Here is a 15,646-nt window from a genome sequence, read left to right on the forward strand (position 1 = left end):
AACACGGACGGTTACACTCTCAGGCCCGGGTCACCCCCGGGCCTTTTGCTTTCGCGGATCAGGAGCTCCGATGGCCTACTACCAGCAGCCTCACGACGTCACCACCCTGCCCGCCTGGCAGGCCCTGCGCCAACATCGCCAAGCGATGGCCGGATTCAGCATGCGCGAGGCTTTCGCCGAGGACGCCACCCGCTTCCAAAGCTTCTCCCTGAACAGCTGCGGCCTGCTGCTGGACTACTCGAAGAACCTGATCAACGAAGACAGCCTGGCGTTGCTGATCCAGCTGGCCGAGCAAGCCGGTCTGCCGCAGTCCATTCGTGCGTTGTATCAGGGTGAGCAGGTCAACGCCTCGGAGCAGCGCGCCGCCCTGCACACGGCCCTGCGCAGCCCGATCGGCCGCCGCCTGGTGGTCGATGGCACCGACATCATTCCCGAAGTGCACCGCGTGCTGCATCAACTGACCGAGCTGGTCAGCCGCGTGCACAGCGGCCTCTGGCGTGGCTACAGCGAAAAGCCGATCAAGGAAGTGGTCAACATCGGCATCGGTGGCTCCTTCCTCGGCCCGCAACTGGTGTCCGAAGCGCTGCGTCCGTTCACTCAACGCGGCGTGCGCTGTCACTACCTGGCCAATATCGACGGCAGCGAATTCCGTGAGCTGACTGCGCGACTGGATCCGGAAACCACTCTGTTCATCGTCTCCAGCAAGTCCTTCGGCACCCTGGAAACCCTGAAGAACACCCTGGCCGCACGCGACTGGTACCTGGCCATGGGCGGCCCGGAAGAAGAGCTGCATCGCCACTTCATCGCCGTGACCAGTAACCGCAAGGCAGCCATCGAATTCGGTATCCGCGAAGAGAACATCTTCCCGATGTGGGACTGGGTCGGCGGCCGTTACTCGTTGTGGTCTGCCATCGGCCTGCCCATCGCCCTGGCCATCGGGGTATCCAACTTCAAGGAACTGCTGGCCGGCGCCTACGCCATGGATCAGCACTTCACCCAGGCTCCCCTGGCCCAGAACATGCCGGTACTGATGGCTCTGCTGGGCATCTGGTACACCAATTTCTGGGATTCGCAGAGCCACGCGATCCTGCCTTACGACCATTACCTGCGTAACTTCACAAAACACCTGCAACAGCTGGACATGGAGTCCAACGGCAAGAGCGTGCGCCAGGACGGCAGCTCGCTGGACATCGCCACCGGCCCAGTGATCTGGGGCGGCGTCGGCTGCAACGGCCAGCACGCCTACCACCAGTTGCTGCACCAGGGCCGTCTGCTGGTACCGGCGGACTTCATCGTTCCGGTCAACAGCTACAACCCGCTCTCCGATCATCACCAATGGCTGTTCGCCAACTGCCTGTCGCAAGCCCAGGCGCTGATGCAGGGCAAGAGCCGCGAGGAAGCCGAAGCCGAGTTGCGTGCCAAAGGCCTGCCGGAAGCCGAAGTGCAGCGCCTGGCGCCGCACAAGGTCATCCCTGGCAACCGCCCGAGCAACATCCTGGTGATGAACCGTATCGCCCCCTTCACCCTCGGCGCGCTAGTGGCGCTGTACGAGCACAAGGTGTTCGTGCAGAGCGCCATCTGGGGTATCAACGCCTTCGACCAGTGGGGTGTGGAGCTGGGCAAGGAAATGGGCAAGGAAGTTTACCAGCGCCTGACCGGCCAGCTCGACAGCAGCGCTGCTGATGCCTCGACGCAGGGGCTGATCGAGCACTTCCGCGCACACCATCGCGGCTGATGGATCTGAGTGAGGTGCGTCCAATGACGCACCTCAACGACAGAAACGCTGGCGATACTCTCCAGGCGTCACACCCAGCGCTCGCGCAAAGGCCTGCCTGAGGTTGTACGCATTGACGAAGCCACTGCGCTGCGCCACGCGCTTGAGCGACGCCTCACCCGCCTCCAGCAATTGACAGGCGCTTTCCAGCCGCAGGTGCAGCAGCAACCGAGCCGGTGTCACCCCGAGTTCGGCCTGGCAATGCCGATGCAGCGTACGTGTCGACATCGCGAGGCTGGCGGCCATGCTCTCGACGTCCCAGACGCGTGCCAGCGACGTCCGTAACTCATTCAACAGAGGCTGCATCACCCCGTCGGTGGGCGCCTGCTGGGCCAGCAACTCCGCGCTGAACTGCCGCTGCCCCCCAGGCCGCCGCAGGTACATCACCAGGCCCTTGGCAACTTGCAGCGAAACATCACGACCATGGTCGTCCTCCACCAGGCTCAGGCAAAGATCCATGCCAGCCGTTACCCCGGCGGAACTGTAGAACGCACCGTCATGCACGAACAGGCTGTCATGCAACACCTCCAGACCGGGATAAAGCCGCTGTAGCAGCTCGGCATAACGCCAGTGGGTGACCACCTTGCGGCCCGTCATCAAGCCCGCCTGAGCCAGCAGAAAGGCACCTGTACACACCGACGCACAGCGCGCCGCCAGCGGCCCGGCCTGCGCCAACCAGCTCGCGACCTGCCCCTGATGCATGGCACGTTGGACGCCATATCCGCCAGCCACCAGCAACGTACAGCCAGCCAGTTCCTGCGGCTCGGGCAACGGCTGGGTCGCGATCGACAGCCCGCTGCTGGACGCGACCAGACCGCCCTCAGGCGATATCGCCTCTAACCGATAGGCCGGTCGACCAGCGGCCGACAAATGCTCATCCACTGCGGCGAACACGTCGGCCGGCCCGGTGGCATCGAGCAACTGAAACGCGGGAAACACCAACAGCAGGACTCTGTGCGTCATCGCTTCCTTACCGTCATCAATGGCAGTTTTTCACTCCTTTATGACATATGTGCCACGCCCGCACACGACAAACTGCTCGCCTCTCTCACGCAAAGGAACGACAGCATGCGCAGAAAATGGCCAATGACCGGGTTGCTGGGCCTGCTGTATTTCGCCGCTTGCGTACACGCCGCTGACGAACGACTGTCCACCTACCAGCCTCGTTTCGAGCGCGAACAGCCTGTGGTGGTCGTGCTCGCGCAGAACCAGATGACGGAGCTGACGGATTTCGTGGTGCCGCTGGGCGTTCTGCGCCGCAGCGCCGTGGCCAGGGTGCTGGCGGTGGCGACCGACCCGGGCGTGGTGCAACTGATGCCAGCGCTCAGTGTGCGGGCCGATGCCAGCATCGCCGGGTTTCAGCGCGATTTCCCCCAGGGCGCCGACTACCTGATCGTGCCCGCCGTGCACGACAGCCAGGACGCGCGCTGGCTGGACTTCATCAGACAGCAGGCAGCACTGGGCGCCACTGTCATCGGCATCTGCGACGGCGTGCTGCCACTGGCTCATGCCGGCCTGCTGCATGACCGCCGTGCGACAGGTCACTGGTACTCACGCGAGCAGCGCCTGAGCGACTTTCCCGACACCCAGTGGCAGGAAAATCGGCGCTACGTGGTAGACGGCCAGTTGATGACCACCTCGGGTGTCAGTGCAGCGCTGCCAGCATCACTGGCGCTGGTCGAAGCCATAGCCGGCACGGCCAAGGCAAGCGCACTGGCCCAGCAACTCGGTGTCAGCGACTGGTCAACCCACCATGACAGCGAGGCGTTTTCCCTTGGCAGCCAAGGCTACCTGACCGCGGCAGGCAACTACCTGGCGCGCTGGAGGCACGAAACCTTCGCCGTCACCTTGCTCCCCGGCATGGACGAAGTCAGCCTGGCCCTGCGTGTAGATGCCTGGGCGCGTACCTTTCGCACGGAGGTACAGGGCGTGGCGAATCAACCCGTATTCAGCGCCAGCGGGCTGGAGTTCATAGCGCAACGGGCAGACGCCTTCGGGTTACCAAAACTCCCGGGAGGCATGATGCCCGTCGGGCAGGCCCTCGACGAGGCACTCGCCGAAATCGCTACACGCTACGGTGCCTCGACCCGGAGCCTGGTCGCAGCGCAACTGGAATATCGCCACGACGAGCAGGATCGGCAGCATCTCGACACGCATAAGCCTTGAACCAAGCACCTGCTTGGGTGCACCCTTGTGGCCGTTGCGGACAAACAATTACAAGGACCCCGCCATGTTCGAGATCACTCGCCACCCCGTGCCAGACGCGGTGCGCCAGCGCGCGCACCTGGATAACGACGCGTACCAGCGCCTCTACCAGCAGTCCATCGAGCAGCCCGAAACCTTCTGGGGCGAGCAAGCCAAGACCTTTCTGGACTGGTTCAAGCCCTGGGATCAGGTGCACAGCAGCGACCTGAAACAGGGTCGTGCCGAATGGTTCAAGGGCGGTCAGCTCAACGTCACCTACAACTGCATCGACCGTCACCTGGAAAAACGCGGCGAACAGATCGCGATCATCTGGGAAGGCGACAATCCCGCCGAATCCGCGCACATCACCTACAACAAGCTGCACCACAACGTCAGCCGCCTGGCCAACGTGCTGAAAAGCCGTGGCGTGAAGAAAGGCGACCGTGTGTGCATCTACATGCCGATGATTCCCGAAGCGGCCTACGCCATGCTCGCCTGCACACGCATCGGCGCCGTGCACTCGGTGGTGTTCGGCGGCTTCTCCCCGGACGCCCTGCGCGACCGCATCCTCGATGCCGATTGCCGCACCGTGATCACCGCTGACGAAGGCGTGCGCGGCGGCAAGTACATCCCGCTGAAGAACAACGTCGACAAGGCGCTGCAGAGCTGCCCGAACGTCTCCACCGTGGTGGTGGTCGAGCGCACGCAAGGCGATGTCGCCTGGGTCGAAGGTCGCGACCTCTGGTATCACCAGGCGCTCAAGGAAGTCAGCGCGGACTGCCCGGCCGAGCCGATGGATGCCGAAGATCCCCTGTTCATCCTCTACACCTCTGGCTCCACCGGCAAACCCAAGGGCGTGCTGCACACCACCGGCGGCTACCTGCTCGGCGCCGCGATGACCCACAAGTACGTGTTCGACTACCACGAGGGTGACGTCTACTGGTGCACCGCCGATGTCGGCTGGGTGACCGGGCATAGCTACATCGTCTACGGCCCGCTGGCCAATGGCGCCATCACCCTGATGTTCGAAGGCGTGCCCAACTACCCGGACGCCTCGCGCTTCTGGCAGGTGATCGACAAGCACCAGGTGAACATCTTCTACACCGCGCCGACCGCCCTGCGCGCGCTGATGCGCGAAGGCGAAGGCCCGGTCAAGGCCACCTCACGCAGCAGCCTGCGCCTGCTCGGTTCGGTGGGCGAGCCGATCAACCCGGAAGCCTGGGAGTGGTACTTCAACGTGGTCGGCGAATGCCGTTGCCCGATCGTCGATACCTGGTGGCAGACCGAAACCGGCTCCATCCTGATCACCCCGCTGCCCGGCGCCACCGACCTCAAGCCTGGCTCGGCCACCCGCCCGTTCTTCGGCGTGCAGCCAGTGCTGCTGGATGAACAGGGCAAGGAGATCGAAGGCCCCGGCGCTGGCGTACTGGCGGTCAAGGCCAGCTGGCCAAGCCAGATCCGCAGTGTCTACGGCGATCACCAGCGCATGATCGAAACCTACTTCAAGCCCTACCCCGGTTACTACTTCACCGGTGACGGCGCACGCCGCGACGAGGACGGCTACTGGTGGATCACCGGCCGCGTCGACGACGTGATCAACGTCTCCGGCCACCGCATCGGCACCGCCGAGGTGGAGAGCGCGCTGGTGCTGCACGACGCTGTCGCTGAGGCCGCGGTGGTCGGTTATCCACACGATCTCAAGGGCCAGGGCATCTATGCCTACGTCACCCTGATGAAAGGCCAGGAACCCTCGGACGAGCTGAAGAAGGAATTGCTGACCCTGGTCGGCAAGGAAATCGGCAGCTTCGCCAAGCCGGAGCTGGTGCAGTGGGCACCTGGCCTGCCGAAAACCCGCTCGGGCAAGATCATGCGGCGCATCCTGCGCAAGATCGCCTGCAACGAGCTGGAGAACATGGGCGACACCTCCACCCTGGCTGATCCCAGCGTGGTCGACAGCCTGATCGACCAGCGCCTCAACCGTTGACCCTCGCGCCCGGCCCGAAAGGGCCGGGTTCATCTTGTCTTGCGCCAGCCAAGCGCCGAAACTGCGCGCCATGGAATCCTTACGCAAGCAGATTGAAAAGCAGGTTCACAGCCTCACCGGTGCCTCACTGGGTGTGCTCGACCTCGACCAGCCCCGTGGCGACGCCGGCCTGTTCGGCCCTGACTCGATGGTGTGGGAAGTGCACGCCGACTTCACCTCGATGATGGTCGGCGGCGTTTCTGCCCTGCTCCTACAGATGCTCCATCCGTTGGCACTGGCTGGCGTGTGGGATCACTCCACCTTCCGCCAGGACATGCTTGGCCGCCTGCGCCGCACCAGCCTGTTCATCGCCGGCACCACCTATGGCGGCGCACATGACGCCGAGCAGTTGATCGAGAAGGTGCGCACCATTCACCTGCAGGTGGTCGGCCATGCCCCGGATGGCCGACCTTATGCCGCCAGCGATCCTGAATTGCTGACCTGGGTGCACGTTTCCGAGGTCAGCCAGTTTCTCGCCGGCTACCTGCGTTACGTCGACCCGCACCTGCCGGTCAGCGAGCAGGATCGCTACTACCGCGAAGTCGCGTTGATCGCCGAACGCCTGGGCGCGCAGGACGTGCCCAAATCGCGCCAGGCAATCGAGGCATATCTTGAGCGCATGCGCTCGCAGTTGCTTTGTGACGAGCGAACCCGTGAGGTGGTGCGGCTACTCTACGCCGCGCCCATGCCGAGCATTCTGGCCAAACCCTTTGGCAGCCTGGTGATGCAGGCGGGTGTCGACCTACTGCCGGACTGGGCCAGCGATCTGCTCGGCGAGCACCAGGCCGCCTGGCGCCGCCCACTGATTCGCAGCAGCGTGCAGCGCACCGCCAGCCTACTGCGTTGGGCAATCCGCAACAGCGCCGCGCAACGGGCTCGCCGTCGACTGGCTTAGGCAGTATGTGGCGGGTTGCACCCGCCCTACGCGAGATAGCCTCACGGTCTGAGTCATCGGCCTGATCGTTACATGGCTTGAGCCGTAGGGCGGGTGTAGCCCGCCAATAAGGTATGGCCAGCCACAACAACCTCAGGCAAGAGGCAACGCCCTCCACAATGTTCGCCGAGCACGTGGCTGGCCGGTCACTGCAGGCTATGCGACCATCGGGGCCTTTCCGGTCACTCTCTGAACCGAGTCGAGGACATGCACATGCAAGACGTCGTCATCGTTGCCGCCACCCGCACCGCCATCGGCAGCTTCCAGGGCAGCCTGGCCGAGATTCCCGCACCGGAACTCGGCGCCATCGTGATCAAGCGCCTGCTGGAGCAGACCGGCCTCGACGGCGCCCAGGTCGATGAAGTGATCCTCGGCCAGGTACTCACCGCAGGCAGTGGTCAGAACCCCGCACGCCAGGCCGTGATCCGCGCCGGCCTGCCCCACGTAGTACCCGCCATGACCCTGAACAAGGTCTGCGGCTCGGGCCTCAAGGCGCTGCATCTGGCTGCCCAGGCCATTCGCTGCGGCGATGCCGAGGTGATCATCGCCGGCGGTATGGAAAACATGAGCCTGTCGCCCTACGTGCTGCCAAAAGCCCGCACCGGCCTGCGCATGGGCCACGCACAGATGCTCGACAGCATGATCGTCGACGGCTTGTGGGACGCCTTCAACGACTATCACATGGGCATCACCGCCGAGAACCTGGTGGAGAAGTACGGCATCAGCCGTGAAGCCCAGGACGCCTTCGCCGCCGCCTCGCAGCAGAAGGCCGTGGCCGCCATCGAGGCCGGGCGTTTCGATGCCGAGATCACCCCGGTGCTGATCCCACAGCGCAAGGGCGACCCGATTGCGTTTGCCCGTGACGAGCAGCCGCGTGCCGGCACCACGGCCGAATCTCTGGCCAAGCTCAAACCAGCCTTCAAGAAAGACGGCAGCGTCACCGCCGGCAACGCTTCCAGCCTCAACGACGGCGCCGCTGCCGTGCTGCTGATGAGCGCAGCCAAGGCGCAGGCGCTGGGCCTCCCGGTGCTGGCGAAGATCGCTGGTTACGCCAATGCCGGCGTCGACCCGGCGATCATGGGCATCGGCCCGGTGTCGGCCACCCGTCGCTGCCTGGACAAAGCCGGCTGGAGCCTGGCTGATCTCGACCTGATCGAAGCCAACGAAGCCTTCGCCGCCCAGGCGCTGTCGGTCGGCCAGGAACTGGGCTGGGACGCCGACAAGGTCAACGTCAATGGCGGCGCCATCGCCCTCGGCCACCCCATCGGCGCCTCGGGCTGCCGCGTGCTGGTCAGCCTGCTGCACGAGATGATCCGCCGCGATGCCAAGAAGGGCCTGGCCACCCTGTGCATTGGTGGTGGTCAAGGCGTGGCGCTGGCCATCGAGCGCGAGTAAGGCGCAAGAAAACGTAGGGCGGGTGCAACCAGCCACCACAGGCACCCGCCCTACGGTGGATGTGACGCCACGAAGATATTCGATGGTGAAAAAAGCGTTTCTGCGCGGACGTTTCAGGCTGACGAAACAGCAGATTCCTGTCTCAACGGTTAGACTTTGCCTCAACCAAAGTCTGATAACGAGAGATCACCATGCCCGAATGGCTCAACGCCTTGCCCAAGGCTGAACTGCACCTGCACCTGGAGGGCTCGCTGGAGCCCGAATTGTTGTTTGCCCTGGCCGAACGCAACCAGATCGCCCTGCCCTGGGCCGATGTCGAAACCCTGCGCTCTGCCTACGCCTTCAACAACCTGCAGGAATTTCTCGACCTGTATTACGCCGGCGCCAACGTGCTGCGCACCGAGCAGGATTTCTACGACCTGACCTGGGCCTACCTGCAGCGTTGCAAGGCGCAGAACGTCATCCATGTCGAACCCTTCTTCGACCCGCAGACCCATACCGACCGGGGCATTCCCTTCGAAGTGGTGCTGCGCGGCATCCAGCAGGCGCTAGTCGATGGCGAGAAGCAGCTGGGCATCAGCCATGGCCTGATCCTCAGTTTCCTGCGTCACCTGCCAGAGGAAGAAGCGTTCAAGACCCTGGAGCAGGCCATGCCGTTCCGCGATGCCTTCATCGGCGTTGGTCTCGACAGTTCGGAGAAAGGTTTTCCGCCACGGCTGTTCGAACGCGTGTTTGCCAAGGCGCGCAGCGAAGGCCTGCATGCGGTCGCCCACGCCGGCGAGGAAGGCCCGCCCGAATACATCTGGGAGGCGCTGGATCTGCTCAAGATCAAGCGCATCGACCACGGCGTACGCGCCATCGAAGATGAACGCCTGATGCAGCGCATCATCGACGAGCAGATTCCGCTGACCGTTTGCCCGCTGTCCAACATCAAGCTGTGCGTGTTCGAGCACATGGGCCAGCACAACATCCTCGAGATGCTCGAGCGCGGCGTGAAGGTGACGGTGAACTCGGATGATCCGGCCTACTTCGGCGGCTACGTCGGCGAGAACTTCGCAACCCTGCACGAGCACCTGGGCATGACCGAGGTACAGGCCAAGCGCCTGGCACAGAACAGCCTGGACGCGCGCCTAGCCTGAGCAAGAGCGTCGCCGCTGAAGCGCCTCCCACAATACTCACGCTCCGTGGGAGGGGCTTTGGCCGCGACGTCTCTCAATGCTCCGAGAGCTTGCGCCGCCTACCGGTGACCATCGACAACGGCAGGTTCTCGCGCAGCCGATAGCTCTCGAACAAGGCGGCGGCGATATGCAGGCCCACCAGCGCCATCAGGCCGTTGGCACAGAGCTCGTGGATTTGCAGCGGCAGATCTGCGCCCCAGAAGTAATCGACCTCCTCCATGAGAAAGCCGGTCACACCCAGGCCGAGCATCAGCGCCATCATCAGGATCATCACCAGCGCGCCCAACGGCGAATGCCCGAGGCGGTGATATGGCTGCCCGGAAATCAGCGCACGCAAGTGCTCGCTCAAACGCGCACGGCTTGGCCAGAAATCCGCCCAGCGCGCTGCCGGGGTACCGACGAAGCCCCACACCAGGCGAACCACCAGCCAGGCCACGGCGTAGTAACCGAACCAGCGGTGCCAGTTCTCGCCCTCTTCGGTAAAGAAGTAGTTGGCCAGGAAAGCGCCGGCCAGGGACCAGTGGAACAGGCGCACCACTGGATCCCACAGGCGTATGGTCGGGGCGTTCATCAGCTTTCCACGTTGCTCTTGACGGCATCACCACTGACCGGGTCGAAGTAGATCTCGACCTTTTTGCCGTCCTTGTTGAAACCGTAGATTTCGTAGCAGTTGCCGCCGGTGACCTTGAACTTCTTGATCTCGTAACCCTGAGCCTTGAGATCGGCCTGGAACTTGTCCTGATCCTGCCACTGCGACTTGTCGGCGGTGGTGCATTGAGTCGCGGCGAAAGTCAGCGGGCTGGCCAGAACCAGGGACAGCAGAAGCAGTTTGCGCATGATCGAATCCTCTTCGGTGCAGGGAAGTGTGTCTGCGGGGACTACTCTCGCGCCTGAAGCTTAAGGTTCTATTAGCGCGCGCAAAGTCGTAGCGCCCTCGCACCTGTGGAGAGAGGGTTAGGGCTGCCCCTCTCCCATGAATGGGAGAGGGGCGCAAAAGCACTGAAGCTTTAGAAGTCGAAATCGACCTTGGCCCAGAAGGTACGCCCCGGCTCGTCGATGCGGGTCTCGGCCGGGAAGCCGAAGCCCGCGTCACCCGCCAGGTTGAGGTGCTCGGTGTAGTTCTTATCGAGCAGGTTATCCACCCCAGCGCTGAGCTTGACCTGCTGGCTGACGCGATAAGCACCGTTGAGCGAGAGCACACCGAAGCCGGCGCTGTCGGCAAAGTCCTGCCCTACCACGTTGCCACGCCCTTCGGCGATGCGGCCCTGGCCATCGACCACACGCCACAGAGCGCCGACGCTCCAGTCATCACGCTGGTAAGTCAGGCCCAGGCGCGCCTCCAGCGGCGGCATCTGCGGCAGCGCCTCTCCGTCACTGCTGTTCTTACCCCAGGCGTAGGCCAGTGTGGCGTCGGCCTTCCAGTTGGAATCGAAGGCGTAGGCCACGCCCAGCTCGCCTCCCATGATGCGCGCATCGACGTTGTCGGCCTGCGTGCTCATGCCACGGTAGTCGAACAGAATGTAGTCGCGGATCTGCCCGGCATAGGCAGAGGCCCAGGCCTGCAGCTTGTCGTCCTGATACTGGATACCGATATCGAGTTGGGTGGTCTTCTCCGGCTTGATGCCGTCGAACGCGTTGTCCGCGCCAGTCGGGCCATTGAGGCCAGCGGAGAACAGCTCCCAGTAGTCGGGGAAACGCTGCACATGGCCAATACCGGCATAGACGGTGGTCGGCGAGCCGGACAGGTCGTGCTCGTAGCGCACGAAACCGCTGGGCAGGGTATCGGCGCGGGTTTCGCCCGCCGTCGGGTTGGGCGTCGACATGCCCATCATGTTGCTGAAGTTCTGCCGATAGTCCTTGGCCGAGGCCCGATCCAGGCGTGCACCGGAGATCAGCCGATCACGTTCGGCCAGGCTCCAGGTGGCTTCGGCGAATACACCGTAATTGTGCATCAGCGCGTCCTTGTCCCAGGGGAAGCGATCAGCATCGACATAGGGCATGCCCATCATGCCGCCGCTGGAACTGCGCTGGCGGTGCTCGCTGCGCTGCGCATCGACACCGGTGATCAGCTCGACGTCTTCCCACTTCCAGGTCGCGGCCAGGCGTGCACCCAGGGTGCGGCGGTCGACCTGCGCCGCCATCGGCCCGGCCATCATGCTGGTCGGGTCAGGCACGCGCAGGCGGAAGTTGTCCATGATGTGGTCGGCGTAGTTGTAGTAGACCTTGGCTTCGACCTTATCCAGCACACCGCCAAGGTTGCTGCGCTCGATGCGTAGGCCGAGGCTTTCGCGCTTGAACTGGGTGCCGTCCATGCCTCGGCCACCGTAGCGCGCTTCACCATCGCCACGGCCGGCACTGAGTTCGATCAGGGTATCGGCATCCGGCGTCCAGCCCAGGGCCACGTCGCCGTTCCACTTGTCCCAGCGCGAGGCGATGGTGTCGCCGTCACCGTTGTCGTAATCGTCCGAGTGCGAGCGGTTGCCCATTACCCGCAGGTAGCCCTGCTCGCCGCCGACGGCGCCATCCAGCACTTGATCGAAACGGCCGTTGGAGCCCGCCAGCACACTGGCATGCAGACGCGCGCCCAGCTCGCCGAAACGCTCCGGCTCACGCTCGAAACGCACCACGCCCGCCGAAGCGCCTGGTCCCCAAATCACGGTTTGCGGGCCCTTGGTCACGGTCAGCAAGTCGAAGGTTTCCGGGGAGATGTAGGAACTGGGTGCGTCCATCCGCCCAGGGCAGGCGCCGATCATCTGCCCACCATCGGTGAGCAGTAGCAGGCGCGAACCGAACAGGCCACGCAGCACCGGATCGCTGTTGCTGCCGCCGCTGCGAATCGCGGAGAAACCGGGAATGGTCTTGAGGTAGTCGGCTGCATCACTGGCCGGCACGGGCTGGCGTGCATCCTTGGGATCAGCCACCACGGTCAGCGGTGAGCTTTGCTGGATCGCCGTGATCACGCTGGGCGGCAGTTCGTGCACATGCTCCTCGGCAGCCTGCAGTGCAGTCATGGAACACAGGCCGCAGGCGACGGCCAGGGCGGACAAGGGAAAACGCGAGCGCACGGAAGCGGCGCCCGAAACGAAGGAAACGGACATGCGGATACCTGAAAAGTCGATTTGCGAAGAGGCCAGATAACGGCCTCATGGAAATGCTGAGTTCAGGCGCGCATGGGCGGTGCGCGTGACAGCGCATGAGGAAAGTGGGCACCTGGCAGCGGCTGCGCCGGTAACGCCAGGGCGACGTCACGAGACGACTCCAGGCGGCTCGCGGCCATCGAGCAGGTGTCGGCCAGCACAGGGCAATGCGAGAGCAGCGAACAGTAGCCGCAGGCATCCACCTGCAACACTGGGCTGGAGTTGCCCGCTGGGGCCGGCACACTAGCGGCCCCGTCATGACAGCTGAGTTCGCTCAGCCAGCGCCAGTCAGCCGGCTCGGCACGCAGTTGCGACGCCAGAGGCGCCAGAACGATGAGGACGAACGCCAGCAGCCCCAGCTGGGCAGCGAAGGTTCGTCTGCGTGCCGTGAACATCATCAGTGCTGGTGCTTGCCTGCGTCATGACCGGCGGCATGATCGTGCCCCTCCGGCACATCTTTCTGCACGGCGACCTCGACCTCGACAGCACCGGCTTTCTCGAAGGTGAGGGTCAGCGGGAAGCGCTCACCATCCTTGGCCTGCTGCTTCAGGTTGAACAGCATGACGTGATAGCCCATGGGCTCGAACTTCACCTCGCCACCGGCGGGGATGGCCACATCCTGCACCTGCTGCATCTTCATCACGCCATCGGCATGCACGTGCTCGTGCAGCTCGGCTTTGCCGGCCACCGGCGTGCTGACGCTGAGCAGGCGATCAGCCTCGCTGCCCTTGTTGTGCACCACGAAGTAAGCAGCGGCAGTCGGCGCCACCGGCGGCATCTCGCGCGACCAGGGATGGTCGATATGCAGTTGGCCAACTTCGTATTCATGCGCCTGGGCCAGCAGCGCAGGCAGCAGCAGGGTCAGGCCGAGCAGGGTTTTCTTCAGGGTCATGGGTATTACCTCCTTGGGGGAAAACGAAAACATCAGAAATCCAGGGTCAAACCGGCGTACAGCGCGCGGCCGTCGCCCGGTGCATGCAGGGATTGGGCAACGCCCGCAGTGCTGTCGTACCACACGTATTCGTAGTAGCGGTTGGTGACGTTCTTCATCTGCACATCGACGCTGACCGTCTCGCTGACACGGTATTCGGCACCGAGGTTGAGCAAGGTGTAGCGACCATACTCGCCCGTGGTGTTGGTGCGTTCCAGGTAGTAGTCGCTCTGGCCGTTGACCCAGGCGCTGAGCTTGAGCTTGGCGCTGGCCTGATAATCGGCGCCCAGGGCGTAGAGATGATGCGGTACGTGATCCATTTCCTTGCCCTTGCTCGCCGGCAGATTGGGGCTCGGTTCGAGTATCTCGGAGAACTGCCGCGAGTAGGACAACCAGATGCGCGCCAGGTCGCTCGGGTACAGGTTGAGCTGCACGTCGTAACCACGGCGTAGGGTCTCGCCGACGTTCTCCGAATCACCGACGGCATCGTTGAGCTTGCGCTGCACCTCGTCGGTGGCGTGCTGCTCCCAGTAGGCCACGCGGCCATCGAGCCAGGCCACCGGGCTGAACTTGATGCCGGTTTCCCAGCCTTCGTTGATCGATGGCTTGAGGTCATCGGCCTGGCCCGCCAGCTTGTAGGCGCCGGAGCCGACGCCGACCTGGAAGGTGCGCCCCCAGTTGGCGTAGAAGCTGGCTTCCTTCCAGGGCGAGTAAACCAGGCTGAATTTGGGCTGGCGGATGCTGCCGTAGTCGTTGGCGCTGGCGCGCTCGCCGGTCAGTTCGTTGCGATAGTCACCCTCGATGCGGTCGACACGATAGGCCGGGATCAGCTTGAGGCTTTCCCAGGGCTCGATCACTGCCTGCACGTAAACACCGGTGGTGGTCAGATCGAACACCTGATCGCGAGTCTGCGCAGTGCGCACACGGCTAACCGTCGCATAGCGCTCGCTGACCACCTCCTGGCGCTGGATATCGGCACCGCCTTCCAAGGCAAAGTCATGCAGGCCACTGACCACCGGGCGCCAAGTCAGGCTGCTGATGGCACCGTATTGATCCTCGTCGTTGAAGCGCTCCTGCTGACCGACAGTGCGCCAGTAACGTACCCAACGACGATCCTTGAAGTGGTTGTAGTAGGCCTTGCTCGACCAGGCCAGATTCTCGGCGACATCCGTATCCAGATGCAGACTGAGCTGATCCATGCTGCGCTCACCCTTGTCGGTGGCGTTGCTGGCATAGGACTGGCGCGGATGACCATGAGCATCGGCATGACTCAGGTAGCCGGACTCCAGCGCCTCGCCTTCGTAGTGGCGGGCGATCAGCCCGGCGCGCCAGCCGGCATCGGCGGTGTAGAACCACTTGCCGGCGAAGCTCTGGCGTTCGGCATCGGCGTGATCGCGGTAGCCGCCACTCTTCTGGTAGGCGACGAAGTAGTTCTGTGACCAGTTGCCTGTCTCGATGCCTTTTACCAGTTGCAGCTCCTGGGTATCGAAGCTGCCACTGCGCAGGCGCAGCTTGCCTTCGTCGCCGCCGATGCGGGTGTTGATGCTGGCATTGCCGGCGATGTTGTGCAGGCCGTAGCGCGGGTCGTTGGTGCCGCGCACCACTTCGATGTCTTCGATATCCAGCGGGAACACCATGTCGATGAACGGCATGTTGCCGTCATTGGTATTGCTCGGGATGCCATCGATCAACAGCTTCACCGCGTTGACCTCGCCCTCGCCGTTGAAGCCACGAAACGACAACTTGCCGGAGGTGGTGCCCTGGTTGAACTGGGTCAGCATCACCCCCGGCACGCGGTTGAACAGCTCCCAGCTGTACTGCACGGGTTGTTTTTCCAGCACGTCACTGCCGACGTAATCCACCGAGCTGAGTACGTTGTAGCTCGACAGCGGCCCTTTTTCCTCACCGGTGACAGTGACGGTGCCCAGTGCCAGGGTGCTGTCGGCCAGAGCGGGAATGGCCTGCAGACCGAGGGCCAGTGCAGCAAGGTGAATAGAGTGTTTAAGCGTTTTTTGCGTCACTTGCATGTGTTCAATTCCAGTGCGGCTGCCCGCTTCGGCAGGCGCCGCCAAAATCGGTCACGGCCAGGT

At 63.6% G+C, this 15,646-nt stretch carries 13 protein-coding genes; 6 read left to right on the top strand and 7 right to left on the bottom strand.

Translation table 11 applies throughout. The annotated features are described in order from the left end of the window. Positions 1-70 precede the first annotated feature (70 nt). Positions 71-1,735: a glucose-6-phosphate isomerase gene (gene pgi, locus HS968_RS20830; RefSeq protein WP_182368505.1), complete on the top strand. Its 1,665-nt coding sequence runs from the start codon at positions 71-73 to the stop codon at positions 1,733-1,735. Between the two features lie 33 nt (positions 1,736-1,768). Here pgi and HS968_RS20835 read toward each other — a convergent pair whose 3' ends face one another. Next, positions 1,769-2,737: a GlxA family transcriptional regulator gene (locus HS968_RS20835; RefSeq protein ID WP_182368506.1), complete on the bottom strand. Its 969-nt coding sequence runs from the start codon at positions 2,735-2,737 to the stop codon at positions 1,769-1,771. Between the two features lie 105 nt (positions 2,738-2,842). Here HS968_RS20835 and HS968_RS20840 point away from each other — a divergent pair, with 105 nt between their 5' ends. The 5 genes from HS968_RS20840 (at position 2,843) to HS968_RS20860 (ending at position 9,449) form a co-directional block, all read left to right on the top strand. Next, positions 2,843-3,940 (top strand): DJ-1/PfpI family protein, encoded by a 1,098-nt coding sequence (locus tag HS968_RS20840; RefSeq protein ID WP_182368507.1) that lies wholly within the window; start codon positions 2,843-2,845, stop codon positions 3,938-3,940. Positions 3,941-4,004: 64 nt separating this feature from the next. Then, positions 4,005-5,942 carry an acetate--CoA ligase gene (gene acs, locus HS968_RS20845; protein ID WP_182368509.1) on the top strand — a complete coding sequence of 646 codons (1,938 nt, stop codon included), beginning with the start codon at positions 4,005-4,007 and terminating at the stop codon, positions 5,940-5,942. 70 nt (positions 5,943-6,012) lie between these two features. Further along, complete coding sequence (locus HS968_RS20850; RefSeq protein ID WP_119694601.1) at positions 6,013-6,876, top strand: oxygenase MpaB family protein; 864 nt, start codon at positions 6,013-6,015, stop codon at positions 6,874-6,876. Between the two features lie 252 nt (positions 6,877-7,128). Next, positions 7,129-8,310: an acetyl-CoA C-acetyltransferase gene (locus tag HS968_RS20855; protein ID WP_182368510.1), complete on the top strand. Its 1,182-nt coding sequence runs from the start codon at positions 7,129-7,131 to the stop codon at positions 8,308-8,310. A 191-nt stretch (positions 8,311-8,501) separates the two neighbouring features. Continuing rightward, entirely contained in the window at positions 8,502-9,449 is a 948-nt protein-coding gene (locus HS968_RS20860; protein ID WP_182368511.1) for an adenosine deaminase, read from the top strand. Between the two features lie 73 nt (positions 9,450-9,522). On the opposite strand, the gene HS968_RS20865 is transcribed toward HS968_RS20860, so the two are convergent. The 6 genes from HS968_RS20865 to HS968_RS20890 form a co-directional block, all read right to left on the bottom strand. Then, the gene (locus tag HS968_RS20865; protein WP_182368512.1) at positions 9,523-10,059 is read right to left on the bottom strand and encodes a cytochrome b/b6 domain-containing protein; all 537 of its coding nucleotides are present in this window, start codon (positions 10,057-10,059) and stop codon (positions 9,523-9,525) included. Next, complete coding sequence (locus HS968_RS20870; protein ID WP_119694598.1) at positions 10,059-10,325, bottom strand: PepSY domain-containing protein; 267 nt, start codon at positions 10,323-10,325, stop codon at positions 10,059-10,061. Before HS968_RS20870 ends, HS968_RS20865 begins: the two co-directional genes overlap by 1 nt. Before the next feature lie 170 nt (positions 10,326-10,495). Then, on the bottom strand, positions 10,496-12,586 hold the full coding sequence (locus HS968_RS20875; protein ID WP_182368514.1) for a TonB-dependent copper receptor: 2,091 nt from the start codon (positions 12,584-12,586) through the stop codon (positions 10,496-10,498). Between the two features lie 62 nt (positions 12,587-12,648). Continuing rightward, the gene (locus tag HS968_RS20880) at positions 12,649-13,023 is read right to left on the bottom strand and encodes a DUF2946 domain-containing protein (protein ID WP_182368515.1); all 375 of its coding nucleotides are present in this window, start codon (positions 13,021-13,023) and stop codon (positions 12,649-12,651) included. After that, positions 13,023-13,517: a copper chaperone PCu(A)C gene (locus HS968_RS20885; RefSeq protein ID WP_182368516.1), complete on the bottom strand. Its 495-nt coding sequence runs from the start codon at positions 13,515-13,517 to the stop codon at positions 13,023-13,025. The genes HS968_RS20880 and HS968_RS20885 overlap by 1 nt, the downstream gene beginning before the upstream one ends. Positions 13,518-13,549: 32 nt before the next feature. Continuing rightward, positions 13,550-15,583, bottom strand: a complete 2,034-nt coding sequence (locus tag HS968_RS20890) for a TonB-dependent receptor (RefSeq protein WP_182368517.1) — start codon at positions 15,581-15,583, stop codon at positions 13,550-13,552. Positions 15,584-15,646 lie beyond the last annotated feature (63 nt).

Origin of the sequence: Pseudomonas berkeleyensis (assembly GCF_014109765.1) — a bacterium.
Lineage (GTDB): Bacteria > Pseudomonadota > Gammaproteobacteria > Pseudomonadales > Pseudomonadaceae > Aquipseudomonas > Aquipseudomonas berkeleyensis.

Excerpts from the sequence above, each read along its gene's own strand:
- HS968_RS20850 (WP_119694601.1), top strand. The coding sequence starts at position 6,013 with ATGGAATCCTTACGCAAGCAGATTGAAAAGCAGGTTCACAGCCTCACC.
- HS968_RS20835 (WP_182368506.1), bottom strand. The coding sequence starts at position 2,737 with ATGACGCACAGAGTCCTGCTGTTGGTGTTTCCCGCGTTTCAGTTGCTC.
- HS968_RS20890 (WP_182368517.1), bottom strand. The coding sequence starts at position 15,583 with ATGCAAGTGACGCAAAAAACGCTTAAACACTCTATTCACCTTGCTGCA.
- HS968_RS20875 (WP_182368514.1), bottom strand. The coding sequence starts at position 12,586 with ATGTCCGTTTCCTTCGTTTCGGGCGCCGCTTCCGTGCGCTCGCGTTTT.
- HS968_RS20865 (WP_182368512.1), bottom strand. The coding sequence starts at position 10,059 with ATGAACGCCCCGACCATACGCCTGTGGGATCCAGTGGTGCGCCTGTTC.
- HS968_RS20885 (WP_182368516.1), bottom strand. The coding sequence starts at position 13,517 with ATGACCCTGAAGAAAACCCTGCTCGGCCTGACCCTGCTGCTGCCTGCG.
- HS968_RS20870 (WP_119694598.1), bottom strand. The coding sequence starts at position 10,325 with ATGCGCAAACTGCTTCTGCTGTCCCTGGTTCTGGCCAGCCCGCTGACT.
- HS968_RS20880 (WP_182368515.1), bottom strand. The coding sequence starts at position 13,023 with ATGATGTTCACGGCACGCAGACGAACCTTCGCTGCCCAGCTGGGGCTG.
- acs (WP_182368509.1), top strand. The coding sequence starts at position 4,005 with ATGTTCGAGATCACTCGCCACCCCGTGCCAGACGCGGTGCGCCAGCGC.
- HS968_RS20840 (WP_182368507.1), top strand. The coding sequence starts at position 2,843 with ATGCGCAGAAAATGGCCAATGACCGGGTTGCTGGGCCTGCTGTATTTC.
- pgi (WP_182368505.1), top strand. The coding sequence starts at position 71 with ATGGCCTACTACCAGCAGCCTCACGACGTCACCACCCTGCCCGCCTGG.
- HS968_RS20860 (WP_182368511.1), top strand. The coding sequence starts at position 8,502 with ATGCCCGAATGGCTCAACGCCTTGCCCAAGGCTGAACTGCACCTGCAC.
- HS968_RS20855 (WP_182368510.1), top strand. The coding sequence starts at position 7,129 with ATGCAAGACGTCGTCATCGTTGCCGCCACCCGCACCGCCATCGGCAGC.